At 41.8% G+C, this 24,066-nt stretch carries 20 protein-coding genes; 10 read left to right on the top strand and 10 right to left on the bottom strand.

Translation table 11 applies throughout. From position 1 onward, the window contains the following. Positions 1–518 precede the first annotated feature (518 nt). Entirely contained in the window at positions 519–1,670 is a 1,152-nt protein-coding gene (locus tag BMX50_RS33220) for an ABC transporter permease (protein WP_317040921.1), read from the bottom strand. A gap of 155 nt (positions 1,671–1,825) precedes the next feature. Between BMX50_RS33220 and BMX50_RS33215 the strand changes: the two genes are divergently transcribed. Then, on the top strand, positions 1,826–3,067 hold the full coding sequence (locus BMX50_RS33215) for an exo-beta-N-acetylmuramidase NamZ family protein (RefSeq protein ID WP_091222169.1): 1,242 nt from the start codon (positions 1,826–1,828) through the stop codon (positions 3,065–3,067). Positions 3,068–3,099: 32 nt separating this feature from the next. Further along, positions 3,100–4,017, top strand: coding sequence for a methionyl-tRNA formyltransferase (gene fmt / locus BMX50_RS33210; protein ID WP_091222166.1), 918 nt, complete (start codon positions 3,100–3,102; stop codon positions 4,015–4,017). Positions 4,018–4,182: 165 nt separating this feature from the next. On the opposite strand, the gene BMX50_RS33205 is transcribed toward fmt, so the two are convergent. The 5 genes from BMX50_RS33205 to BMX50_RS33185 all read right to left on the bottom strand — a co-directional run bounded on the left by BMX50_RS33205 (position 4,183) and on the right by BMX50_RS33185 (position 12,060). Next, the gene (locus BMX50_RS33205; protein ID WP_091222162.1) at positions 4,183–6,141 is read right to left on the bottom strand and encodes a M1 family metallopeptidase; all 1,959 of its coding nucleotides are present in this window, start codon (positions 6,139–6,141) and stop codon (positions 4,183–4,185) included. Positions 6,142–6,475: 334 nt separating this feature from the next. Then, positions 6,476–7,738 (bottom strand): anthranilate synthase component I family protein, encoded by a 1,263-nt coding sequence (locus BMX50_RS33200; protein WP_244281165.1) that lies wholly within the window; start codon positions 7,736–7,738, stop codon positions 6,476–6,478. Positions 7,739–7,911: 173 nt separating this feature from the next. Continuing rightward, the gene (locus tag BMX50_RS33195) at positions 7,912–9,189 is read right to left on the bottom strand and encodes an adenylosuccinate synthase (RefSeq protein ID WP_091222159.1); all 1,278 of its coding nucleotides are present in this window, start codon (positions 9,187–9,189) and stop codon (positions 7,912–7,914) included. A 46-nt stretch (positions 9,190–9,235) separates the two neighbouring features. Further along, positions 9,236–9,703, bottom strand: a complete 468-nt coding sequence (locus tag BMX50_RS33190) for a Fur family transcriptional regulator (protein WP_091222155.1) — start codon at positions 9,701–9,703, stop codon at positions 9,236–9,238. 134 nt (positions 9,704–9,837) lie between these two features. Continuing rightward, entirely contained in the window at positions 9,838–12,060 is a 2,223-nt protein-coding gene (locus tag BMX50_RS33185; RefSeq protein ID WP_091222197.1) for a RelA/SpoT family protein, read from the bottom strand. A gap of 109 nt (positions 12,061–12,169) precedes the next feature. On the opposite strand from BMX50_RS33185, the gene BMX50_RS33180 reads away from it, so the two are divergent. Genes BMX50_RS33180 through bshB1 form a run of 3 tightly spaced genes read left to right on the top strand, consistent with a single transcriptional unit; the run spans position 12,170 to position 14,034 of the window. After that, positions 12,170–12,784 (top strand): DUF4294 domain-containing protein, encoded by a 615-nt coding sequence (locus BMX50_RS33180; protein ID WP_091222150.1) that lies wholly within the window; start codon positions 12,170–12,172, stop codon positions 12,782–12,784. A 4-nt stretch (positions 12,785–12,788) separates the two neighbouring features. Beyond that, complete coding sequence (locus BMX50_RS33175; RefSeq protein WP_091222145.1) at positions 12,789–13,292, top strand: glutathione peroxidase; 504 nt, start codon at positions 12,789–12,791, stop codon at positions 13,290–13,292. Between the two features lie 16 nt (positions 13,293–13,308). After that, a complete protein-coding gene (gene bshB1 / locus BMX50_RS33170) occupies positions 13,309–14,034 on the top strand; it encodes a bacillithiol biosynthesis deacetylase BshB1 (RefSeq protein WP_091222143.1) in 726 nt (241 codons plus the stop codon). Positions 14,035–14,129: 95 nt separating this feature from the next. On the opposite strand, the gene BMX50_RS33165 is transcribed toward bshB1, so the two are convergent. Together BMX50_RS33165 and lat are read right to left on the bottom strand one after the other, a co-directional pair. Next, positions 14,130–14,567: a hypothetical protein gene (locus BMX50_RS33165; protein WP_091222140.1), complete on the bottom strand. Its 438-nt coding sequence runs from the start codon at positions 14,565–14,567 to the stop codon at positions 14,130–14,132. A 226-nt stretch (positions 14,568–14,793) separates the two neighbouring features. After that, complete coding sequence (gene lat, locus BMX50_RS33160; protein WP_091222137.1) at positions 14,794–16,125, bottom strand: L-lysine 6-transaminase; 1,332 nt, start codon at positions 16,123–16,125, stop codon at positions 14,794–14,796. Between the two features lie 334 nt (positions 16,126–16,459). Between lat and BMX50_RS33155 the strand changes: the two genes are divergently transcribed. Continuing rightward, on the top strand, positions 16,460–18,499 hold the full coding sequence (locus BMX50_RS33155; protein ID WP_091222133.1) for a PAS domain S-box protein: 2,040 nt from the start codon (positions 16,460–16,462) through the stop codon (positions 18,497–18,499). Positions 18,500–18,565: 66 nt separating this feature from the next. Here the strand turns inward: BMX50_RS33155 and BMX50_RS33150 are convergent, their stop codons facing one another. After that, the gene (locus BMX50_RS33150; RefSeq protein ID WP_091222128.1) at positions 18,566–19,456 is read right to left on the bottom strand and encodes a 1-aminocyclopropane-1-carboxylate deaminase/D-cysteine desulfhydrase; all 891 of its coding nucleotides are present in this window, start codon (positions 19,454–19,456) and stop codon (positions 18,566–18,568) included. Between the two features lie 75 nt (positions 19,457–19,531). Here BMX50_RS33150 and BMX50_RS33145 point away from each other — a divergent pair, with 75 nt between their 5' ends. Both BMX50_RS33145 and BMX50_RS33140 read left to right on the top strand, forming a co-directional pair. After that, a complete protein-coding gene (locus tag BMX50_RS33145; protein ID WP_091222125.1) occupies positions 19,532–20,566 on the top strand; it encodes an RluA family pseudouridine synthase in 1,035 nt (344 codons plus the stop codon). Between the two features lie 76 nt (positions 20,567–20,642). After that, a complete protein-coding gene (locus BMX50_RS33140) occupies positions 20,643–21,479 on the top strand; it encodes an aminotransferase class IV (protein WP_091222120.1) in 837 nt (278 codons plus the stop codon). Between the two features lie 253 nt (positions 21,480–21,732). On the opposite strand, the gene BMX50_RS33135 is transcribed toward BMX50_RS33140, so the two are convergent. Continuing rightward, on the bottom strand, positions 21,733–22,407 hold the full coding sequence (locus BMX50_RS33135; protein ID WP_394332331.1) for a DUF3050 domain-containing protein: 675 nt from the start codon (positions 22,405–22,407) through the stop codon (positions 21,733–21,735). Between the two features lie 161 nt (positions 22,408–22,568). On the opposite strand from BMX50_RS33135, the gene BMX50_RS33130 reads away from it, so the two are divergent. Both BMX50_RS33130 and tnpA read left to right on the top strand, forming a co-directional pair. Continuing rightward, a complete protein-coding gene (locus BMX50_RS33130) occupies positions 22,569–23,282 on the top strand; it encodes a hypothetical protein (protein WP_143065326.1) in 714 nt (237 codons plus the stop codon). Between the two features lie 150 nt (positions 23,283–23,432). After that, positions 23,433–23,900 carry an IS200/IS605 family transposase gene (gene tnpA, locus BMX50_RS33125; protein ID WP_091222107.1) on the top strand — a complete coding sequence of 156 codons (468 nt, stop codon included), beginning with the start codon at positions 23,433–23,435 and terminating at the stop codon, positions 23,898–23,900. The last annotated feature ends 166 nt before the right edge of the window (positions 23,901–24,066 follow it).

Raw genomic sequence — 24,066 nt, 5'->3', positions numbered from 1 at the left:
ACAGCTATATCCAACTCGCTTTTGGATACATCAATGCCAATGAAAAATTCAAATTCCATATCTTTACCCTGTTTATGTTAGTAAACAGTTAACATGTTTTAAACACCATCAATTCCTTACTAATGAGCCTCGTAAACTCTAATTTCTATTTGATGCCGTAGTTTAAAACAAGCGGTAAAGGAGTAAATCGACGAATAGGCCTCTGCGCCTGGAAATGACAATAATGCGCCTTTACCGCTGTTAACTTTTTCCACAAAACTCCAGGTTATTAACAAAGAAAAAGAAGCAAAAAGAAAGCTTCAACAATAATAATAACCTCTATTATTCTGTTGAAGCTAATCTAAAGGATATGACATTTTTTTATTAATAATAAGATTAAAAAGATGCGCCTACACGGTAGCTTCAAGAAGGGATTTTAAGATCCTTTGTTTGTTTAATTACTTTAATTTAATCTCCAATAAAAGCTTAGGGATCTGTAGATGCCTCCTATCAGCCATTTGATTACCAGATGGTTAAACTTACTTAAATTGAATAGCCTTTACCGGCGAAATCCTGCTTACCAATGTTGATGGTATGATAAGTACCAGCAGGCAGATGATCAGGGTGCCGATATTCAGGGCTATAATATCGAAAAGGTCAAACTGAACCGGCACAAAGGTCATGTAATACGATGCCTGGTCGAGTTTAAAGAAATGGGTATACATCTGGAAATAACCGAGGCCTATCCCAAGCAAATTACCCAGCAACAGCCCTAAACCTATCAGGTAACTGGCATTGATCAGGAAAACTTTGCGAATGGCCCAGTTAGATGCCCCCATGGCTTTGAACATACCTATCATGGCTGTGCGCTCGAGGATCATGATCAGCAGTGCTGATATCATGTTAATAACGGCAACTGCCACCATCAATACCAGCATCACTACCGAATTTACATCCAACAGGTTAAGCCATTCAAATATAGTAGGGTAATCTTCTTCAATAGTATACTCTTTTAACTTCACCGGTAAAACATTATCAAGCGCATTGGCGGCCTCATTGATATGCTCAAAGTCAGACACGCGCAGTTCATATTGGCCTATCTCGTTTGGCTTCCAATCATTAAGGCGGTTAATGAGCGATAGCGCACCAATAACAAAGGTTTTATCAACTTCTTCAACGCCGATGTTGAAAATCCCTTTAATTTTAAACTGACGTTTACGAAGCGGCTCCTGCACAAAATACATCAGCAGCTTATCCCCTACCTTAAGTTTAAGCCTGTCGGCCGTTGTTTGCGAAATCATGATCTCCTTTTGCGCTTCAACCGAATCGGCAAAGCTGATCACATCGCCGGCAACCATCATTTTTTTAAAGTAGCCCCAGTCGTAGCTTTTATCAACGCCCTTAAGTACTACGCCTTCAATTTCATTATTAGCCTTAACAATGCCCGGTTTGGTAGCCACCGGCATCACATGGGTAATAAATGGGCTTTTAAGCGCCCGCTTAACAAAATAGCTGTCGGCAGCAAATGAAGAGCTTTGGAGAGAGTTGTTCAGATCAAACTTAACCACGCGAATATCCCCGGCAAAGCCGCGAACTTTATTGCGGATTTCGTGTTTAAATCCTTTAACGATAGCAAGGGACAGTATCATTACACCAAGGCCAAGCATAATGCCTATAATTGCAATACGCACTATCAGTTTTGAAAATGTGCGTTTTGATTTAAATGTTATGCGGGCTGATATAAAGGAGGCGAAACTCAATGGCAGACTGATTTTTTGTACCTTCGCAAATATGCGGTTTTGCTGTTAAACCTGCTACTTTTAAAATTGTTTCAACTCAATATTTTATGAATAAGATTTGTGTTTTTTTACGATTTGCCCTCATAACAGTTTTACTTGCAAATACAGCGTGCAGCCAGGCAACCGGTTGCAAAAGCTGCAAAACAGCACCTGTATCTAAAAATGAAGAAAACGGCCCTATTATTCCCGGAGCCGATCAAATTCCGCTTTATATTAATTATCTTAAGGGAAAAAATATCGGGATGGTGATTAATCAAACTTCTGTTATTGGTAAAAATTTAACTGCCAGTGTAGATAGTTTGGTGCATTCGGGAGTGAATGTAAAAAAGATCTTTGGCCCGGAGCATGGCTTTAGGGGTAATGCCAGTAATGGCGCTACGGTTGGTGATGCAAAGGACCCTAAAACCGGCCTGCCCGTAATATCGCTGTACGGCAACAAACACTACAAACCAACACCTGCCGATTTGAAAGGCATCGACCTGATGATATTTGATATTCAGGATGTTGGCGTGCGCTTTTACACCTACATATCAACCCTGCACTATGTAATGGAGGCCTGTGCCGAAAATAATGTAGAGCTCATGATATTTGACCGCCCTAATCCAAACGGATATTTGATTGACGGGCCTATCCTGGATACCATTAACCGTTCGTTTGTGGGCATGCACCCCATCCCTATCGCTCACGGCATGACCATTGCCGAATACGCCCAAATGATAAACGGCGAAGGCTGGTTAAAAAAAGGGGTTAAGTGCAAACTAAAGATCATTAAAGTGGCTAATTACAAACATGATTTGCCTTATACCTTGCCGGTAAACCCGTCGCCAAACTTAAATACGCCCATATCAATTTTATTATACCCAAGTACCTGCCTGTTTGAGGGTACTACTTTTAGTTTGGGCAGGGGCACACTTGTTCCTTTTGCGGTTTTAGGGCACCCGGCACTAAAAGGCAAATACAGCTTTTCGTTCACGCCGAAAAGTATTCCGGGCATGAGCGAAAACCCTCCGCAGAAAGACCAGGAATGTTTTGGTATCGATCTGCAAAATATTTCGTCAAATGACATCACCGGCATGGGCACAATCAACCTGAAATGGCTCTTAGAGTTATATAATGCTTTCCCCGATAAGGATCATTTCTTTAATGCTTATTTCATAAAACTGGCAGGCACAACCGAATTAAGGAAGCAAATTGAAACGGGCAAAACTGAAGAAGAGATCCGCGCCAGCTGGCAGCCGGGGCTCACTGCTTTTAAAACAATACGCAAAAAATATTTACTATACGAATAACCGAGTAAAGCACCTCTAATACCTAAACATCTATGAGAATTATATTTATGGGTACCCCCCAGTTTGCCGTTGCCTCGTTAGACGCTTTAATTAAAGCCGGCAGTGATATTGTGGCTGTTATAACAGCGCCTGATAAACCAGCCGGGAGGGGGCAAAAAGTTAGTGAATCGGCCGTTAAGCAGTATGCTGCAGCTAACGGATTGAAAGTGCTGCAACCCGAAAAATTGAAGAACGAAGATTTTATTGCCGAATTGAAAGCACTTAAGGCCGATTTGCAGGTAGTGGTGGCCTTCAGGATGCTGCCCGAAGCCGTTTGGAACATGCCGCCAAAAGGCACCATAAATTTGCATGCATCGCTACTTCCTCAATACCGCGGGGCAGCTCCCATCAACTGGGCACTTATCAATGGTGAAAAAGAAAGCGGCGTAACAACCTTCTTTTTAAAACATGATATTGATACTGGTAACATCCTGTTTACCGAAAAAATAACACTTACCGGCCATGAAGATGCCGGTGAACTACATGATCGCCTGATGAACAAAGGTGCCGGGTTATTGGTAAAAACTGTTAAAGCTGTTGAAAGCGGCCGTTACAACGAACACCCGCAAGCTCAGCTGGCCGAGGGAACGGAGTTGAGGCATGCACCAAAGATTTTCAAGGACGATTGCAAGATAGACTGGGCACAACCTACTTTGTCAATTTATAACAAAATCCGTGGTTTGAGCCCGGTGCCAACTGCGTATACCGAGCTTAATGGTAAAAATTTGAAAATTTATGTCTCACAGTATGAGCTATCGGAAACAGACATACAACCCGGAGGCTTTTTAACAGATAACAAAACCTATTTGAAATTTGCCGCTAAAGATGGTTTTATCTCGCTAAAAGATATTCAGTTAGAAGGTAAGAAACGTATGGGTATTGAGGACTTTTTGAGGGGCGTGAAGTTATAAAAAACGCTCTACCAACTGAGAACGTATAAAAAACCGTCATTGCGAGGAACGAAGCAATCCCCGATTTACAGAGCGGCTCTGTACAGATCGCGATTGCTTCGTTCCTCGCAATGACGTGATGGAGAATGAGTCGGAATACTTTTCGTTTCCTACATGAAAAACAGTCTATTTCTTCACCACATAACCATTATTGCTCCTATCCACATCCGGATAGATCTTATCCGGATCTATAATAACTTTGGCAACAGCCGCTTTCTTATCGCCGGTAAAAGTATAAACGCCGCTATACTCCCAAATCTCTACCGGAAATTCACGATGTTCTTTTAAGCCATCGGTATAGGTTATTTCAACCACTAACGGCATGGCAGCTTTTTCCATATTTTCAATGGTGATGCTTGGTTGGGCACCTGCCGGGCTTTCTACTTTAGTTATTTTTTGATCGAGGCGATAGTTTTCCAAAAACATGGATTTCCAAAACCAAGTCAGATCCTCTCCTGCCGAACTATCTATGCTTCTGAAAAAGTCCCAGGGCGTTGGATGTTTATAAGCCCAGTCACGGATGTATTTTCTGAAGGCGCGGTCAAAGCGCTCCGGGCCTAAGATCTGGTTCCGCAAAAGTGCGAGGGAGTAAGACACTTTTTGATACTGCAACGGATACACCTGGTTGCCAGGTAAAGCATCGGGGCGGGTAACAATAGGCAATAATTTTCCTGCAAACAAGGAATCGAGCGGACTATCGATCTCTACATAACCTATAAACTCGCCTTTGTTAAAAGCCTTGGTAGCTATTTTATCGATGAACATATTAAAACCTTCGTCCATCCAGGCGTATTTGCGTTCGTTGCTGCCCACTACCATCGGGAACCAGGTATGCCCCAACTCATGATTTACCACAGCAAAATACATATTGCCGGTATCTTTCGCCGAACAAAAAACCATACCCGGGTATTCCATTCCATCTAAATTCGAGGCTACGTTAACCGCTTTGTTATAAGGATAAGGAAACCATTTTTCCGAAAAATGCTGTAAGGTAAATTTGATATATTCAGACGAACGCTTCCAGCTGCCTTGCTTCTCCGATTCTACCGGATAGAGCGAACTGCCCATTACCCTTTTACCGTTAAAAAGCTTAAAGTTTTCCATTTCCCAAATAAAGGAACGCGACGCTGTCCAGGCAAAATCCCTTGAATTATCCAGTTTAAATTTCCAGGTACAGGTGACTTTTGCAGGTCGTGACGATGGGTCGGTTACTTCTTTTGCTGTTCTGATCTGCACCGGCAAATCACTTTGTTTAGCTGCTTGCCAACGCTTGAGTGCAGTTGGCGTTAGTACCTCCTCTGGATTGAGCAGATCGCCGGAGCTTTCAACAATAAAGCCAGATGGCACCGTGATATTAACCCTGAAATTACCATACTCCAGGTAAAACTCACCGTTACCTAAATATGGCAGCGTGTTCCATCCTTCTATATCATCCAATACACACATCCTCGGGTACAATTGTGCCACTGCATAAATATTACCGTTTTTTGTGGGGAGGATATCGGTACGATTAACCAGGAAATCGGCATTTTTATAGTTTACAGGGAAGTTATACCGGTAACGGATACTGAAGCTTATGGCTTGTCCGCTTAAAAGCGGCTGCGCCAGCTCAAGCTGCATCCGGGTATCATAGATATGATATTTAATATCTTCAGTTTTATTGCCGGCAAGTTTCACCCCATCTATCTGGTATCCTCCATCAGGAGTAGTTTTTTCAGGATCCTGGTAAAGGAACAATTTGGATTGGATCCCGCGCGAATCTTTTTTAAACACGTTTTGCTCCAGTTGCAGCCACAGTGCCGAAAGGGCTTTGGGGCTATTATTGGTATAAGTAATTGTTGCTGTACCGGTTATTACATTGGTTTTATCATCAAGCGCCACATCTATTACATAATCCGCCTTGTTTTGCCAGTAAGCAGGGCCTGGTTCACCCGTGGCCGTACGGTATGAATTACCCGGCGGCAGTAACGGTTGCGCCGGAAACAGATCAGAAGGATGATACTTAGTTTGGGCAGAAGCAATATCGGTTGCCAATAAACACAGGAAAATGATAATTAACTTAATCTTTTGTAGGGGTATTAACATACTGACAATTAAAGACGAATAGTGATGGTACTTTTACAGCCAATATAATAAAAAATTGATGATTTGATATAAAATGCATCTCCTATTGTCATGCTGAGGAACGAAGCATCTTCTTCGCCTGGTATAGCCACTTAACACCCCTCTTTAGCGCAGGTATTCTGCAGGCACAAGTGAGCATACCCACGGGCTATCGCACAACACTTGCGCCAATAATGGTTTTTTTGTAGAGACGCATCACATGCGTCTCCCATAGGACAGGTAGTATTAGGGCAATTAATGTATTCGTAGCTTGCATGCGAAAGACGCATGTGATGCGTCTCTACAGAGAAAACTGCTATCCTCCCAAAACTTCCATCACAGCTGCAGCTTTCAACAAACATTCTTCATATTCATTTTCGGCGATTGCATGGTAAGTAATGGCGCCCCCTGCATGGAATGAGAGATAGTGGTTAGTAGAATTATAAAGTAATGAACGAATCACCACGTTAAAATCAAAATCATCATCCGGACTAAAATAGCCTATAGCACCAGAGTACACACCACGCTTGCTGCGCTCGTATTGTTCCATCAGCTGCATACAACTCACTTTTGGTGCTCCGGTCATGCTACCCATAGGAAAAGCATTTTTGATAGCCTGTACATTTGATAAGCCTTCCTGTATTTCACAAACCACGGTCGAGATCATCTGGTGTACCTGCTTAAAGCTGTAAATACCAAAAAGCTCTTCAGTTTTAACAGTACCCGGCCGGGCCGAACGGGTAAGATCGTTGCGCACCAAATCAACCACCATTACATTTTCCTGTAACTCCTTGGGATGGTTACGCAGGATTTGTTTAGCTTGCTCATCGGCATTAATATCGTCAAGTCTTTTGGCAGTTCCTTTTATGGGTTGTGATATTAGCTTACTTCCCCTCTTCGCCAAAAAGCGCTCGGGCGATGCACCAAGGATATAATTACCATTCCATTTGAAAAACGTTGAGAATGGATTAGGCGAAACTTCGTTCAGCTTTGTGAAGATCTCCAGCGGCTCAAGGGCTACATCCTCTGCAAAAAATTCCTGGCAAAAATTGGTGACATAGATATCGCCACGGGTGATGTGCTCTTTTATCCTGTTCACCGTATCGATGTATTCCTGTCTGCTAAAGCGTGGTTTTAGATTGATAACAGATGGCCGGGCAGACCTGTTTAAAGCTTGCTCATTTATTGCTTTTATAACCCGATCGGGATGATCCGAGATGATCTCTACCTTATCTTCTTTTATCAAAATAAGATGTTCAGGAACAAAGAAATATAGATCAGGGAATTTTAAACCGTCGTGATTTGCAGATGTAAGCGCTTCTATTTCATTTTTAAGATCATAACCCAGAAAACCCATCATCCAGCCAGGGTTATTTTTCCTAAACTCATCAAGCCTATCAAAAGCGTTGCCTGCATTTGCAGTAAGTTGGGCATAGGAACCGGTTGCTATCAATGTATCAAACCTGGAATAGGGATCATTAAATCCATTCGAATCAAGATAACACAGCGTATCAAAACTTGTGGCCCATTGCAACGCCTTTTCCCTGAAACCCGGCAGATCATTAACCTGTACTATCACTGTGCAAAAATAACCAAGTAAATGAAATTAGATTGGTTTAATGTTAATCGTTTTGCATTGTTGGTTTGTTTACGTAAAGACACGAAACGGGCAGGTTGGGGTAAATAAAAAAGGCCGGTATTATCCGGCCTCTTATTATCATCCAGTTTTCCGTGTCTCCACGGAAAACATTATTAATGCAACGTTAAGGTTTGTTTCCTATCCGGCCCTACTGATAAATATTTTACCGGTACGCCAAGTTCAGCTTCAAGGAAATCAATGTATGACTGTAATTTAGCTGGGATCTCAGATAATTCAGTAATACCTGTCAGGTCTTCATTCCAGCCGTCAATTTCCTTGTATACCGGCTCTGGTTTTACAGAGCAGATATCGTAAGGCATATAATCAATTTGTTCGCCTAAATAGTTGTAGTGAGTAGCAGCATAAATCTTTTCAAAACCGCTTAATACATCAGCTTTGGTCATTACCAGTTGGGTAACACCGTTAAGCATAATAGCGTATTTTAAAGCAGGAAGATCGATCCATCCGGTACGGCGTGGCCTGCCGGTAGTTGCGCCAAATTCATGGCCCACCTTGCGTAGCTCTTCACCTGTTTCGTCTTCCAGTTCGGTTGGGAACGGGCCACCACCTACACGAGTACAGTAAGCTTTAAAAATGCCTATTACATCACCAATTTGCTGCGGAGCAATGCCTAAACCAGTACAAGCGCCTGCAGCGGTAGTATTTGATGAGGTTACAAATGGATATGAACCAAAGTCGATATCAAGCATAGCGCCCTGAGCACCTTCTGCTAATACCTTTTTGCCATCTTTAATATAGCTGTTAACCAAATGTTCAGAATCAACCAGCGGGAACTGACGCAACACGTCAAGCGCTTCAAAAAACAATGTTTCACGCTCTGAAAAATCTGCTACTTCACCGTAAAGCTGTTGCAGCATAGATACGTGCTTATCAACCAGTTTCTGGTAACGCTCTTTAAAATCGGGCAGGGTAATATCACCAATGCGTAAACCATTACGACCGGTTTTATCCATATACGTTGGACCAATACCTTTTAAGGTTGAACCAATTTTTCCGTCGCCCATTTTCTTCTCATTGGCGGCATCAAGCAACTGGTGGGTTGGTAATATCAGGTGCGCCTTTTTAGCTATTAAAAGATTCTTTTTAGCCAGCAGGTCGTGCCCGGCATCTTTCAATTTATCCAGTTCTTTTTTCAGGGTGATAGGATCAATCACCACACCATTACCGATAAGGTTGATGGTGTTTTCAAAAAATATACCTGAAGGAATGGTGTTTAAAACAAACTTTTTACCGTCAAACTCTAACGTGTGACCGGCATTCGGCCCGCCCTGGAAACGTGCAATCAGGTCGTAACCTGCACTAAGCACATCAACAATTTTTCCTTTTCCTTCATCGCCCCACTGGAGGCCTAATAATACGTCAACAGCCATTAATTTATCGTAAGTTCAAGAATATGTGTTATGAAAGGGGGCAAAGTTAAATTTTTCTGTCACAAAAACCGTCTCTTAATTTGGTACAATTACCATAAAGATTTAAAGAGTGGTGTTTGATGTCAAATTTCAATATATCGCCCATCATACTCTGGATCTGCTGGATACGCGGATCACAAAATTCAACCACCTTACCGCAGTCGATGCAGATGATGTGGTCATGCTGTTTGTAGCCGTATGATTTTTCGAACTGGGCCATGTTTTTGCCAAACTGGTGTTTAGTAACCAGATCGCATGAAACCAATAGCTCAAGCGTGTTGTAAACCGTAGCACGGCTTACACGGTATTTCTTATTTTTCATGTGGATATACAACGACTCCACATCAAAGTGATCTGTACGGGAATATATCTCTTCGAGTATAGCAAAACGTTCAGGGGTTTTCCTGAGATTCTTATTTTCGAGGTAGGCCTCAAAAATTTTTTTAACCATTGGTATGGTATCCTGCTGTGACATAATGATGTATTAACGGGGCAAAGTTATTAATAATTTGTTAAGTGGTGAGTGGTTGATTATGTGAATGGTTGATTATGTTGACTTTCATTGCATAAAGCAACTACTCACCTAATCAACTCAATCAACTACTCACTTCACGACGCTTTTTCAATAGCCGAATCAAAACGGTTAACTGCTGTAACGCCTTTTACTTGTTTTAGGTTTTTAATTAGGGTATCAAGGTGGCTGGTATCGTTCACATATAACATCAGCGACCCTTCAAATATACCATTATCGCTGTCAACTGTTATAGATCTGATGTTTATTTTAAAATCATTTGATATTACGGTAGTAAGCTTGTTGATCAAACCAACCTCGTCAATACCGGTAATGCGTAAGCCGGTTAAGAAAGCAAGTTCCTGCTGATTTGTCCAGCGGGCTTTTACTATTCTATAGCCATAGTTGGCCATTAACTTGGCTGCATTAGGGCAATTGGTACGGTGTATCTTGATGCCATCGCTCACAGTAACAAAACCAAAAACATCATCACCCGGAATAGGGTTACAGCAATTGGCCAGCTTGTAATCTATCTTTTGCATATCCTCGCCAATAAGCAGTATATCACTGTCTTTGGCCTTGATATTTTTGATGAGGTTTTGAACCTGTTCCTGGTCTATCTTATCCTGCGGCTTGTTATCAATTACTTTTTCAGATGCCTGGTACTCTTTCAGGTCCTTCATATCAATAATGCCTTTGGCAACATTGTAAAAAAGATCCTGGGTGGCCTGTAGCTTAAAGAAGTAACTGATCTTTTGCAGGTTTTCGGAATTGTAAGTGATCTTGAGCGATTTCATTTTGCGCTCCAGGATCTCCTTACCATCTTCGGCTATTTTGCGTTTCTCCTCTTTTAAAGCCGATTTGATCTTGGCCTTGGCCTTAGCGGTAACCACAAAGTTAAGCCAGTCTTCCTTAGGGGTTTGCTTGCTCGATGTAATGATCTCTACCTGGTCGCCGTTTTGGAGCTTGTAGCTTAGCGGTACCAACTTATGGTTCACTTTGGCACCGATACAACTCGCACCTACATCGGTATGGATCTCAAAAGCAAAGTCAAGCGCTGTTGCGTTTAACGGCAACTGGATCAACGCACCTTTAGGCGTAAAGATGAAAATCTCATCGCTGAAAAGGTTCATCTTAAAATCGTCGATAAAGTCGAGCGCATTGGTATCCGGGTTTTTAAGCATCTCGCGCACTTTGTGTACCCATTGGTCAAGGCCGCTATCGGTGCTGGCTTCTTTGTATTTCCAGTGTGCTGCAAAACCTTTCTCGGCAATCTCATTCATGCGCTTGGTACGGATCTGTACTTCAACCCATTGTCCGCGCGGACCCATTACCGTGGTATGCAATGACTCATAGCCGTTGGCTTTGGGCGATGAGATCCAGTCGCGCAGCCTGTCGGGATTTGGGCGGTACTGATCGGTTACAATCGAATAGGCTTTCCAGCAATCGGCCTTTTCATGCTCGGGGGCGCTGTCCAAAATGATCCGGATAGCAAAAAGATCATACACCTCTTCAAAAGGTATCGATTTCTTTTTCATCTTATTCCAGATGGAATGGATGGATTTAGGCCTGCCAAATGTATCGGCCTCAAGTCCCTGGCTTTGCAATGATTTATTGATAGGCTCAATAAAATCACGGATAAAACGCTCACGTTCGGCCTTTTTCTCGTTCAGTTTATTTTTAATGAACTGGTATGTTTCACGTTCCATGTATTTCATGGAAAGATCCTCCAGTTCAGATTTTATAGCGTATAAACCTAAACGGTGAGCAAGGGGGGCATACAGGTAAACGGTTTCTGACGATAGTTTAAGCTGCTTGTCCCGGGGCATAAATTCCATGGTACGCATGTTATGCAGCCTGTCAGCAAGCTTGATCAGTATCACCCTTACATCGTCGGCAAGGGTAAGCAGCATTTTGCGGAAATTTTCGGCCTGCAATGAGCTGTTGGTATCAAATACGCCTGATATTTTGGTAAGGCCGTCAATAATTTTGGCTACCTTTTTACCAAACTCCATCTCAATTTCATCAAGCGTCATGTTGGTATCTTCAACCACATCATGCAGCAGGGCACACACTATTGAGGTGGTACCCAGGCCAATTTCTTCGGCGGCTATCTGGGCAACAGCAATAGGATGGTATATATAGGGTTCGCCGCTTTTACGGCGCATATCCTTATGGCTTTCAAGGGCCATATCAAATGCCTTGCGTATCATGCGTTTATCGCCCTTTTGCAGGGTTGATTTACAGGCACGCAATAAAGCACGGTATCTTTTTAGTATCTCGTTCTTCTCGGCTTCCAGGTCTATCACTAAGTCTTTCATGTACGGGGTATTAGCGGTATTCAATCATAAACATGCAGCAAATAAATATTATTGCAGGTATTAGTAAAATACCAAAAAAAATTACATTATTTTTGTATTAAGTAAAAATATGAAATTTATTGGTTTTACGCTGCTGTTATGTTGCTTAATGGGTGCTGCAAAGGCCCAAACAGCTACGCCTGCACCTGTAACCCTTGGCAAAAATGATACCATCAGAACAGCTATGACCAATCTTGACGGTGAGCTTGTACCATGGATAGTTGAGCCGGAGGTCAGGATTGTAGATACCCGTATTTTTGCGAGCGAAGCCGACAGGCAAAACTACCGCCGTTTGCGCTATAATGTAATGAAAGTACTGCCCTACGCACGTTTTGCAGGGCAAAGGTACCGCCAGCTACAGCGCGATTTGGCCGTTACTGCCGACAGGAAAAAACAAAAAGAATTAGTAAGCACCTGCGAGGGTGAAATAAAAAACCTGTTCAATAAGGAAATCAAGAACCTGACAATTAGTCAGGGAGAGGTTTTAATTAAGCTTATTGACCGCGAAACCGGGCAAACCAGCTTTGCCATGGTTAAAGAATTAAAGGGCGGTTTTAAAGCTTTCATGTTCCAGTCGGTAGCAAGCATATTTGGTCATAACCTCAAAGAAACCTACGACCCTGAAGAACAGAAGGATATCGAGGCTATATTAAACCAGGCCGGATATAATTCATACAGCAATTAGTTTAATGGATAATAAAAGTATTTACCGGTTTAACGTTAAAAAGTTAAACGGTGAAGAGATCAGTCTTTCCGAATATAAAAACAAAGTTCTTTTAATAGTAAATACAGCATCGCAATGCGGCTTTACCCCTCAGCTAAAAGAACTGGCAGCGTTAAAAGCCGGGCTTGCCGGCAAGGATTTTGAAATCCTCGCATTTCCCTCAAATGATTTTGGAGGCCAGGAACCATTAGATGGCGAAGCTATTGCTGTTTTTTGTGAAAACTTTGGCGCTAATTACCCCATATTTGAAAAGATACGGGTACGCGGTCCTTATGCCGACCCTTTGTATCAATTTTTTGCCGATAAAAAAGAGAATGGAAATGTACGGTCGGTTCCGCGCTGGAATTTTCATAAATTTTTGATCGACAGGGAAGGCCATGTAGTTGATTTTTACTACCCTTTTACCAAACCCAACTCGTCAAAGATCAGGCGAAAGATTGACCGCCTGCTGACAGCGGCGTCTAACTAATGAATTACTTTTGCGCATGCTTAAATTAGATATATTAGTTTTATCCGTACACCCTGATGATGCTGAATTAGGTTGTTCGGGTACAATTTTAAAACATATTGCCCTTGGCTATAAAGTTGGTATTGTTGACCTCACCCGCGGCGAGCTGGGCACCCGTGGCTCTGCAGAGATCCGCAAACAGGAAGCCGCTGCCGCTGCCGAAATATTAGGTTTAGCTACACGTGAAAACCTTGGCCTGCCCGACGCCTTTTTTGAAAACACCCGTGAGCACCAGGTAAAGGTGATTGAAGCTATCCGCAAATTTCGCCCTTCAATAGTGATAACCAATGCCTACCATGACCGTCACCCCGATCATGGCCGCGCCAACGAGCTTGTAGAAGCTGCGGCATTTTTAGCAGGCCTTCGCAAAATAGAAACATTTGATGCTGATGGCCTGCCACAGGAAGCCTGGCGACCAGATATGGTATTGCATTTTATACAGGATAATTATATAACCCCTGATATATTAATTGATGTTACCGAGCATTGGGATAAAAAAATCGAAAGCATTTATGCATATGGCTCACAATTTTATAACCCAAGCTGGGAAGGTGAACCACAAACCTATATTTCAACGCCCGATTTTATTGAAATAGTTACAGGCCGCGCACGCGAGTATGGCAAAAGCATCCAGGCAAAATATGCAGAAGGATTTACCAGCCGAAAAATTTTAGGGGTAGATAATTTATTTAACCTTAAATAATATAATATAACTATAATTACACATAATTAATTTAACTTAATAAAAAAGGAGCCTGATATCAGGCTCCTTTTTTATTAATAAGAATATTGTGATGCTTAGGCCCTGATATATTCAAAGCGATTATTTTCATTACTTCTTTCTCTTCTAAGCTTATTTTCATTAGCTAATTTCAAGAGAATACCCGATAGTTCAGAGGTTTTAAAATCAGAATCGTACTGTTCTTTACAATAGTTAGCAATTGACGAAATAGACCGCTGGCTATCAAAAAAATCAGTATTTAACAGCTGATTAAGTATTTTTGTGGCACCTGGTTTTTTCCGTCCGGAAACGGCTCCGCCTTCATCCTCAATACGTAATTTCCTTGCTTTTTTACCAAACATTTCAACACCTTCGGCATCTACTTTCTCCGATTCGATCATAACTTCCAGTAAACGGTCGATTATCCGAACCTGCACAGCCTCAGACTTGAATGAGTTTACAACCTCGGCTACTTCAACCAGTTGTTTCTTTAATTTCTCTATGTGTTTGCTCATGGTGCTTGAAATAGAACTACGTCACTTTAATAGGGTTGCAACAAATCTAATTGGAATAATAACAAAAAATATAGCGTATTTTGGAAAAAAAGTAGCGTATTTTAATATCTTTTGCTTTTTACAAATAATAGATGTCGTTTTTACCTTATTAAATATTAGTTAATTTCATCCGTTTCATGAGCGGATTTAGCTGTAGCCGGAGATTGATTTTCCTTTATTTATTGTGTTATAAGGTGGCCGAAAGCTGTTCCAGCATGTCAAGGCCTATATCAATGTGGCTTTTTTCAATGATCAGCGCCGGGCGGAAACGTACGCTCCTTTCGCCGCAGCCAAGGTACATAATATTATTATCAAAACCTTTTTTAATAAAACTATCTCTTATCGCTTTGTCGGGGAAATCAAAAGCTGTAAGCAGCCCCTTTCCTCTTACATTACTTACAATCGGGTGCCTTTCGGCAATTTCACTTAAGCCGTTTTGCAGGTATTCTCCCATTACCGCAGCATTATCACAAAGGCTGTCCTCCTCAATGATCTCCATTATTTTTGACGAGCGCACCATATCAACCAAACTGCCGCCCCAGGTTGAGTTTATCCGGGATGATACTTTAAATACATTATCTTCCACTTCATCAATGCGCCTGCCGGCTAATATCCCGCAAACCTGCATCTTTTTGCCAAAAGCCAGGATATCCGGGCGGGCTTTTTCGCCAAAGTGTTCATGGCACCAGAATTTGCCAGTTAAGCCCACTCCGGTTTGCACTTCGTCATATATCAGCAATGCTTCATACTCATCGGCAAGTTCGCGCAGTGTCTCCAAAAACTCTTTACGTACATGATTATCACCACCTTCTGATTGTACCGGCTCAATTATTATGGCACATATATCATCCTTATTATCTTCAAATGCCTGCCTGATCTGTGCTACCGATAGTTGTTCCCTTCTTAACAAATCTTCGTGGTTAGCATCACTGTAAGGGAAGTTCATATAAGGTACGGATACCCGTGGCCAGTCAAACTTTGCAAACCATTTGGTTTTATTGGGCAACGTATTGGTAAGGCTCAGGGTATAACCCGAACGGCCATGAAAAGCATGCTCAAAATGCAATACTTTAAAACCTTTTTCTTTGGTATAGCCTCTGGCAAAGTTCTTTTGTACTTTCCAGTCCATAGCTACTTTCAGCGCATTTTCTATAGCCAGCGCGCCGCCCGCAATAAAAAAAGCGTGCGGCAGGTATTCCGGGATCCCTATCCTGTCAAACGTTTCAACAAATTGAGCGTATTGCGTAGTGTAGATGTCTGAATTTGACGGGTTAGTTAAGGCCGCAAGCATGAGGTTTTTCTTAAATTCTTCGTCATTCAGCATTTTGGGATGATTGTAGCCCAAAGGCACAGAAGCAAAGCAGGTAAAAAAGTCGAGCAGTGTACGATTATATTTTGCGTCATAAATGTAAACACCCTTACTTTTTTCCATATCAAAAGTGAGGTCAAAGCCATCGGCCAGTACATGCTTTTGAAGCGATGCCTGGACATCCTGCGGAGAAACAAGTAGGTTATACATATCAATTGGGTTTACTACAAATTTAACAAAAACCGCTTAAAATCAAAATTTAAGCGGTTTTTGAACCGATTAACCAAAAAGTAACTTTAAATTGTTTAAAGTTACTTTTTGTACCAAACTCAAAACCGGTACACCATTTTTAGTTGTAACGTTTGCAAAAAATAATGTGTAAAAATTGCTTTTACCTCCCAATAAAATTTAAATCGCTACAAACGATGAGCCTAAATTGCTATGATCTTTCTTAATAAATTTTTCTTTTTAATTAATTTAACGATGGATGGATATTTTAATATTAAATTAGTAGCGAATACAACCAAAGGGTGTGTTAATAACTATGGGAGAAAAACCATTATCTGCCAATAAGCCAGTCTTAGCCCCACCAACAAACTTCAGTGAGCTTACAGGCTGGGATTTGCTTGAAGATTTGCCAGTTGCCGTTTACACCTGTAATAAAGAAGGTTATATAACTTCATATAATAAGGCGGCGGTAAAACTTTGGGGAAAAACGCCGGAAGCCAATAAAGATAAGTGGTATGTAAACTGGGCGATGTTTAACGCCGATGGTGTACCATTAGCATCCGACGAAACACCAACCGGCAGGGTATTAAAATACGGCAAGCCTGTAAAACAGCAGGAAATACTTATTAAACGGCCCGACGGAAGCATAAGCTATATATTATCTAATCCTAAACCCCGCTTTAATGAACATGGCGAGCTTACCGGCGCCGCCAACACGCTGATAGATATCACCGAACAAAAAAATGCCGAATCAAAACAAGGCATGCTGGCATCCATCATTGAATCATCGGAGGATGCCATTGTAAGTAAAAATCTTAATGGCATCATTACCAGTTGGAACCAGGCAGCCCAACGTTTATTTGGTTATACCGAAGATGAAATTATAGGCAAACATATCACCATTTTGATCCCTGAAGACCGCTATGATGAAGAAGAACTGATCATTAGTAAAATACGGGCCAACGAGCGGATAGAACATTTTGAAACTATACGTAAAACAAAAAGCGGCGAGGAAATACAAATTTCGCTCACCATATCTCCTATAAGGAACAAAGCTGATAAGGTGATTGGGGCATCAAAAATAATACGGGATATAGGCAGGCAAAAAAAATCAGAAGAAAAGCTGCAGCAATATGCCGAAAGATTGGAGATCTTAAATTCGATAGGCAAGGTCATTTCGGCCGAACTGGATATCCAGGGTATCCTTCAAAAAGTTACCGACTCCACTACCCAATTGTGCGGGGCCCAATTTGGCGCTTTTTTCCATAACCAGGTTAACGAGCAGGGCGAATCATACATGCTATTCACCCTTTCGGGTGCACCGCGTGAAGCTTTTGAAAAATTTGGGATGCCCCGCAACACAGAAGTCTTTCATCCTACTTTTAGTGGTGAAGGCACAGTAAGGGTTGATGATATTACCAAAGACCCACGTTACGGAAAAAATGCGCCTCATTTTGGTAAGCCAAAAGGACACTTGCCAGTAGTAAGTTACCTGGCGGTTCCGGTGAGGGCCAAATCGGGCGAGGTGATTGGCGGTTTGTTTTTTGGACACGAGCAACCAGGCAGGTTTACCAACGAACACGAACAGCTTGTTTTGGCTGTTGCCGCCCAGGCAGCTGTAGCGCTTGACAATGCCAAATTGTACGAGGACATTAAACAGCTTAATGAAAAAAAGGACGAGTTTATAGGCCTTGCAAGCCACGAGCTAAAAACACCAGTTACCAGCCTAAAAGGATACCTGCAAATCATAGCGCGCAATTTATCTCCCGATGATAAAAACAAAGTGCTTGCCAACCGCGCACTGGAGCAAGTAGGTAAATTAACTACTTTGATATCAGATTTGCTTGATGTTACTAAAATACAAACCGGCAAGCTCCCTTTTACCTATGCCAGTTTTGATGCAATAAAACTACTTAACGATTTAAGAGAAATTTTACAGCAAACCGGTCCCTCCCATCAACTTATTTTAAATTTACCGGCCGGAGAATTAATTGTCCATGCTGATAGCCAGCGCATTGAACAGGTTATTATTAACCTGGTAACAAATGCTGTTAAATACTCACCAAAGGCAGATAAAGTGATCATCGAAGCTGTTGTAACCGACAATAAATTAAGAGTTTCGGTACAGGACTTTGGTATCGGAATCCAGCCTGATCAGCAGGAGCGGGTTTTTTCGCGGTTTTACCGGGTTGAGAACCTGGCTTCCCACATGTCGGGATTAGGGATAGGCTTGTACATCTGCCAGGAAATAGTTAACCGCCACCAGGGCAGGCTTTGGGTTGAAAGTATATATGGAGAAGGTTCGACCTTTTATTTTGAAATCCCAATAAACACGAATGATCTGTATGACGCCTAACCATTAGAACGAATTACACGAATTAACCTGATTCGAGAAAATCCAAACACATTCGTGTAATTAGTGCTATTTAAATTTTTCTTTCATCCCCAATAATCCCCAAATACCTCCGCTGTGAATGGCAAGGATCCGGCTGCCGGGTTTGAAATGTCCTCTGGTTATCAGATCATATAAAGCATACATCATTTTGCCGGTATATACAGGCTCTATCAATATCCCGGTTGCGGGTACAAACTGTTTAATGAAATTAATAAGTTCATCATTTGCTTTGCCGTAGCCCCCAAAGTGATAATCGGTATGGATATCATAATTTGCAGGGGCGGTTAAAAAACGGTCTATTTCTTCCCTGATAAACCCGCCGTTTTTAAAAACAGGCACTGCATTGAATTTTGTTTTAAGCTGATGATCATTTAATCCGTTAATGATACCTGCAGCTGTTGTGCCGGTGCCGCAGGCGCAAAAAAAATGGTCGTAGGTTTCGGTGAGTTCATTAACCAGTTCGCTGCAGCCTTTGGCCCCTTCGGCAGATGCACCACCTTCGTCAATAAAAAAAGCCTGCTCATCATTGCCGAAATATTGATTGAACAAGGCCGGTTTATCACGATAACTGTCACGATCAGTAAACTGCAATTTCATACCATGCAGACGGCATAAAAATAGGGTATCATTATCAACCTCCTCACCACGAACAATCCCGGTTGATTTATAGCCAAACTTCGCAGCAGCAGCAGCTGTAGCCATCAGGTGGTTTGAGTAAGCGCCCCCAAAGGTTACAAGATGTGTTTTATCTTCAGTTTGAGCTTTTTTAAGCACATATTTAAGCTTACGCCATTTATTGCCCGATATCATAGGATGAATGAGATCATCGCGCTTGATAAAAACTTTTACGCCGTGGCTGTCAAACAATGGGCTATTGATTTGCTGTACCGGGCTAAAAATTTCAAGATCAATGTTCATAAAATAATCTGGCGTTAATGCTATTGCAATATTACGTTTAACCTACCACAAAAAACGATTACTTTTGCGCCTCAAATGGCACACGAACCCGAACTTATAGAGCAGGAAGAACAGGACTTGTACGAGCACTTACGCGTAGTGGTTGACAAGGGCCAGTCGCTTTTGCGGATTGATAAATTTTTGATGCACCGCGTGGAAAACGCTTCGCGCAACCGCATTCAAAATGCCATTGAGTTAGGGAACGTGCTGGTGAACGATAAAACCATCAAATCGAGCTATAAGGTAAAACCGCTCGATGTGATTTCGGTAGTACTGCCCCACCCTCCGCGCGATACTGAAGTTTATCCCGAAAACATCCCCATTAATATTGTTTATGAAGATGATGATGTGCTTGTTGTTGATAAGGAAGCGGGAATGGTGGTACACCCCGGCTATAACAATTACACGGGTACGCTGGTAAATGCGCTTGTATATCATTTTCAGCAATTGCCAACCCTGCCGGGTAACGATGGCCGGCCGGGACTTGTGCACCGTATTGACAAAGACACTTCAGGCTTATTGCTCATCAGCAAAAATGAGCGCGCCATGAACTGGCTGGCCAAGCAGTTTTTTGATCATACCATCACCCGCAAATATATTGCGCTTGCCTGGGGCGATTTGCCCGAAGACGGTACGGTAACAGGCTATATTGGCCGTAGCGTGGCCGACAGAAGAGTAATGTCGATATATGACGACCCTGAAAAAGGGAAATGGTCGGTAACGCATTATAAGGTATTGGAGCGAATGGGTTATGTAACCCTTATTGAGTGCCAGCTGGAAACAGGCAGAACCCACCAGATTAGGGCACACATGAAGCATATTGGTCATCCCCTGTTTAGCGACGCTACTTACGGCGGTGATAAAATTTTAAAAGGAACCATGTTCAGCAAGTACAAGCAATTTGTTGAAAACTGTTTTGAGCTGATGCCAAGGCAGGCCCTGCATGCACAAACGCTGGGCTTTTTACATCCTACGTTAAAAAAACAGGTGCATTTTGAATCGCCATTACCGCCTGATTTTGAAGCAGTACTTGCAAAATGGCGAAAATACAGCGATACAGATACGAAGTAACAGACGTTAGATAAAGCAGAGAAAAAATACCCGGTAACCAATTTAAGCACGATCAAATTATAATATCTACCTGTCCATGATGCCCGTATTCATCAATTTTAACGGCGAATATCTCCCTCAAAACACCCCATTGCTTTCCATTGGCAACAGGGGCTTTAAATATGGCGACGGCCTGTTTGAAAGCATGCGGTTAATGAAGGGGAAACTAAAATTTGCCGAACTGCATGCCGACCGGCTTCAACGTGGCATGAAGGCCCTCAAAATTGATGGCTATTCGCAAATGGATACCTGGTTTTTAAACGATATTGTTAATGAGCTTGCCCGCAGAAATAAAGTAAAACACGGCAGGTTGCGCCTGACGGTTTACCGTGACGCAGAGGGCTTATATACCCCCACTCAAAACAAAATGGGCTATTGTCTGGAGTTAACCCCATCAGAAGAGCCCCGGTATTTTTTGAACGAGAAAGGCCTGATCATGGATGTGTTTACGGAACTGCCCAAACCCTCCAATTACCTGTCGAACATTAAAACCTGTAATTCGCTTATTTACGTAATGGCGAGTCTGTATAAAACGCAGAATAAGCTGGATGATGTTTTTTTGCTGAACCAAAACGGCAATCTGTGTGAGGCCAGCAGCTCCAACATTTTCATTAACTACCAAAACCATTTATATACTCCGGCACTAAGCGAAGGCTGCGTTGAAGGCGTAATGCGAAATGTGGTGATTAAACTGGCAAAGGAAAATAATATTGAGATTACCGAAGCCCAGATCAATCCCGACATCTTATACGAAGCCGATGAAGTGTTTTTAACCAACGCTACCCGTGGCATACAAACGGTGATGGGTTTTGGCGTAAGGCGCTATTTTAATCAGTACAGCAAGGTGCTGATGGATGAGTTGAATAAATTGTAGGGGCTATCAGCGTTTGATCATATTGGGCGATTAAATCCAACGACTTTAAACATTAGGTGGAGACGGCCCGTCATCCTGAGCCTGTCGAAGGACGCGCGCAGAGGCCTACCCGCCATGCTTCGACGAGCTCAGCAGGACACCCATTTTTAACTTGTCATGCTGAGGAACGAAGCATCTTCTTCGATATGCACATCGGCTTTGTATATCTCAGAAGATCCTTCACTATCGTTCAGGATGACAAAAGGAAACAGAATTAAGCCACAGATTCCTGTACTTTAATCGCCTCCAAAATCCCGTCCCAAAGCGCAATACGTGCCTGTAAAGCTTCGTTAACAGCCGTAGTAGCCTCAGCCCATTTGCTGTCATCCTCTCCACAAAGTTCAGCGGTCATTTGATAGGCGAGTTGCGAATGATGATCCCCATCTACTTCAATATGGCGCTCAAGGTAATATAGCAGGATATCAACTTTACCAGGCAATTGCCGGCTTAGCTCTTTAACGATGCTTACAAACATATCCGGGATCAAATCTTCACGACCAAAGGTGAATACCGCTGCCTGCAGATAATCTTTATTGGTATCTATAACATCAAAAGTATGCTGCACAAAGTTGCGGGCCGCAACCGGAATATTGGCTATGATCAGCGCCTCATCGATATGCTTGCCGAAATTTAATTCATTAAACAGGTTATTGATACCTTCGGCTGTACTACCGGCTTGCTGCATAGCACGCAGGTAAAGTTCGAAATGGCTTGCGCGGTTACCTTGCTCGTCGATATCGCTTTCCTCGCCGGCAACAATTTCATTAATCAGGTAACGGGTATTAGCATTGCCTGTAGGCATCCATGGCGTAACAGTGCAGGTAAGCTTTTGCTGCAAAGCTTTCAGCAACGACATAAAGTCCCACACAGCAAACACATGGTGCTCCATAAAAACGGTAAGCTCTTCAAGCGAGGTAATATTTTTATAAAGCTCATGATTTATAAGCTGGTCGCGTAAAGGCTGAATCTCGTTTTTTAAATGTGCAATGCGGTTGCTGTAATTTGCCATGTATCAATAAAATTATATGGGTTGCAAAAATAGCAAACAGGGTGATTATTAATGAAGTGATTATTTTTTTTGACGGGATGGTGATAGGACAAGATAGTTTTATCAGAGGTGTAGCATTTTGTAATAACAGAACAGTATATTTAATTATGAAAACCGTTACCCTATCGCTTATTGCGCTGCTCTTGATATTAGTATCATGTAATCACATTTCTTCAAAAAAAGCAGATCAGCAAACAGCGGTTCCGAAGCCTTTACAGGATGATATCGATGACTACAGTATAAAAAAATCGAGAGGAGATAATCTATTACAAGATATTTATGCCGATCAGGTAGGAAAGCAGCCCGAGCTGCAAAATCTGGAAAACTTAATGAAGCATTTTTACGATGGATTACCTGATAGCCTGAAGAGCTTTCAAGTTTATGACAATAAATCCAACGCCTACTATAGATCAACCAACGACGCATTAAATAATGTGCAGGACACTGTTTTAAGGGATCGTTTACGTGCGTTAATTAATGAGAGTAAGCATAAATACCTTGATACCATCAAAAGATTTTCAACTTTGATGGCACATATAGATAGTAATAAAATAAAGATCGAGGATTATCATACCGTTTTAAAAATCGTTACCACCCTTCCTATTATCGAAACCTATCAATATAAAAATCTGCCTGATATTAAAAGTGTGGCAAATTTGGCCAATGAAGCACAACGGTTAAAAGCCAAAACAATTCAATTGGCAAATAAACATTAGGATCACAGGTATTAATTGAGATGAGCTTAAGGACAGTTAATTTAATGTGATTAAGGGCAAGCTGCCCCAGAGGGGCAAAAGGTTTGTAGAAAAATAATGTAAATTTGGTTAGAGCACCAGAGGTGCTCAACTTAACAAACCTGATCACAAGTGGCAAGTAATAACACGTATTCTCAGCTATATATCCACATTGTTTTTGCTGTAAAATATCGCATGGCATTAATTGAGAACAATTGGGCTGAACGATTAAGAATGTATATAACTTCAATTATTCAAAACCAAGGGCACAAATTAATAGCCATTAACAACATGCCCGATCATCTGCATTTATTTATAGGTCTGAATCCCAATCAATCTATTTCTGAAATTGTAAGATTTGTAAAAAGTGATTCATCCGAATGGATCAATAGGCAAAAGTTAGCGAATGAAAAATTCTTATGGCAGGATGGATACGGGGCTTTTAGTCATAGCAAATCACAAGTTGATAAAGTGGTAAATTATATAGCAAATCAACAAGAGCATCATCAAAAAACAACATTTTTAGATGAATACAGAAAAATGTTAAATGACTTTAATATCGAATTTGATGAGCAATATATTTTCAAATTGCCTCAATAGATCTGCTGATTTATGTTGAGCCCCTCTGGGGCTCCAAAATAGAAAAGATCGAATAGCTACAAACCTTTTGCCCCTCTGGGGCAGATAAGCATGTTCAAGAATTCACCTTTATCAATGCTAATTTATTCAGCGTTCAAAAACCTTTCGCATCGCAAGCCACAAATAA

This window comes from Mucilaginibacter gossypiicola (genome assembly GCF_900110105.1).
In the GTDB taxonomy this organism is placed as follows: Bacteria; Bacteroidota; Bacteroidia; order Sphingobacteriales; family Sphingobacteriaceae; genus Mucilaginibacter; species Mucilaginibacter gossypiicola.
This window is presented reverse-complemented; position numbering and strand designations above follow the sequence as displayed.

What these genes read in the sequence shown, in the direction of transcription:
- BMX50_RS33215 (WP_091222169.1), top strand. Translation starts at nt 1,826, where the DNA reads ATGAATAAGATTTGTGTTTTTTTACGATTTGCCCTCATAACAGTTTTA.
- fmt (WP_091222166.1), top strand. Translation starts at nt 3,100, where the DNA reads ATGAGAATTATATTTATGGGTACCCCCCAGTTTGCCGTTGCCTCGTTA.
- BMX50_RS33205 (WP_091222162.1), bottom strand. Translation starts at nt 6,141, where the DNA reads ATGTTAATACCCCTACAAAAGATTAAGTTAATTATCATTTTCCTGTGT.
- BMX50_RS33195 (WP_091222159.1), bottom strand. Translation starts at nt 9,189, where the DNA reads ATGGCTGTTGACGTATTATTAGGCCTCCAGTGGGGCGATGAAGGAAAA.
- BMX50_RS33190 (WP_091222155.1), bottom strand. Translation starts at nt 9,703, where the DNA reads ATGTCACAGCAGGATACCATACCAATGGTTAAAAAAATTTTTGAGGCC.
- BMX50_RS33185 (WP_091222197.1), bottom strand. Translation starts at nt 12,060, where the DNA reads ATGAAAGACTTAGTGATAGACCTGGAAGCCGAGAAGAACGAGATACTA.
- BMX50_RS33180 (WP_091222150.1), top strand. Translation starts at nt 12,170, where the DNA reads ATGAAATTTATTGGTTTTACGCTGCTGTTATGTTGCTTAATGGGTGCT.
- BMX50_RS33175 (WP_091222145.1), top strand. Translation starts at nt 12,789, where the DNA reads ATGGATAATAAAAGTATTTACCGGTTTAACGTTAAAAAGTTAAACGGT.
- bshB1 (WP_091222143.1), top strand. Translation starts at nt 13,309, where the DNA reads ATGCTTAAATTAGATATATTAGTTTTATCCGTACACCCTGATGATGCT.
- BMX50_RS33165 (WP_091222140.1), bottom strand. Translation starts at nt 14,567, where the DNA reads ATGAGCAAACACATAGAGAAATTAAAGAAACAACTGGTTGAAGTAGCC.
- lat (WP_091222137.1), bottom strand. Translation starts at nt 16,125, where the DNA reads ATGTATAACCTACTTGTTTCTCCGCAGGATGTCCAGGCATCGCTTCAA.
- BMX50_RS33155 (WP_091222133.1), top strand. Translation starts at nt 16,460, where the DNA reads ATGGGAGAAAAACCATTATCTGCCAATAAGCCAGTCTTAGCCCCACCA.
- BMX50_RS33150 (WP_091222128.1), bottom strand. Translation starts at nt 19,456, where the DNA reads ATGAACATTGATCTTGAAATTTTTAGCCCGGTACAGCAAATCAATAGC.
- BMX50_RS33145 (WP_091222125.1), top strand. Translation starts at nt 19,532, where the DNA reads ATGGCACACGAACCCGAACTTATAGAGCAGGAAGAACAGGACTTGTAC.
- BMX50_RS33140 (WP_091222120.1), top strand. Translation starts at nt 20,643, where the DNA reads ATGATGCCCGTATTCATCAATTTTAACGGCGAATATCTCCCTCAAAAC.
- BMX50_RS33135 (WP_394332331.1), bottom strand. Translation starts at nt 22,407, where the DNA reads ATGGAGCACCATGTGTTTGCTGTGTGGGACTTTATGTCGTTGCTGAAA.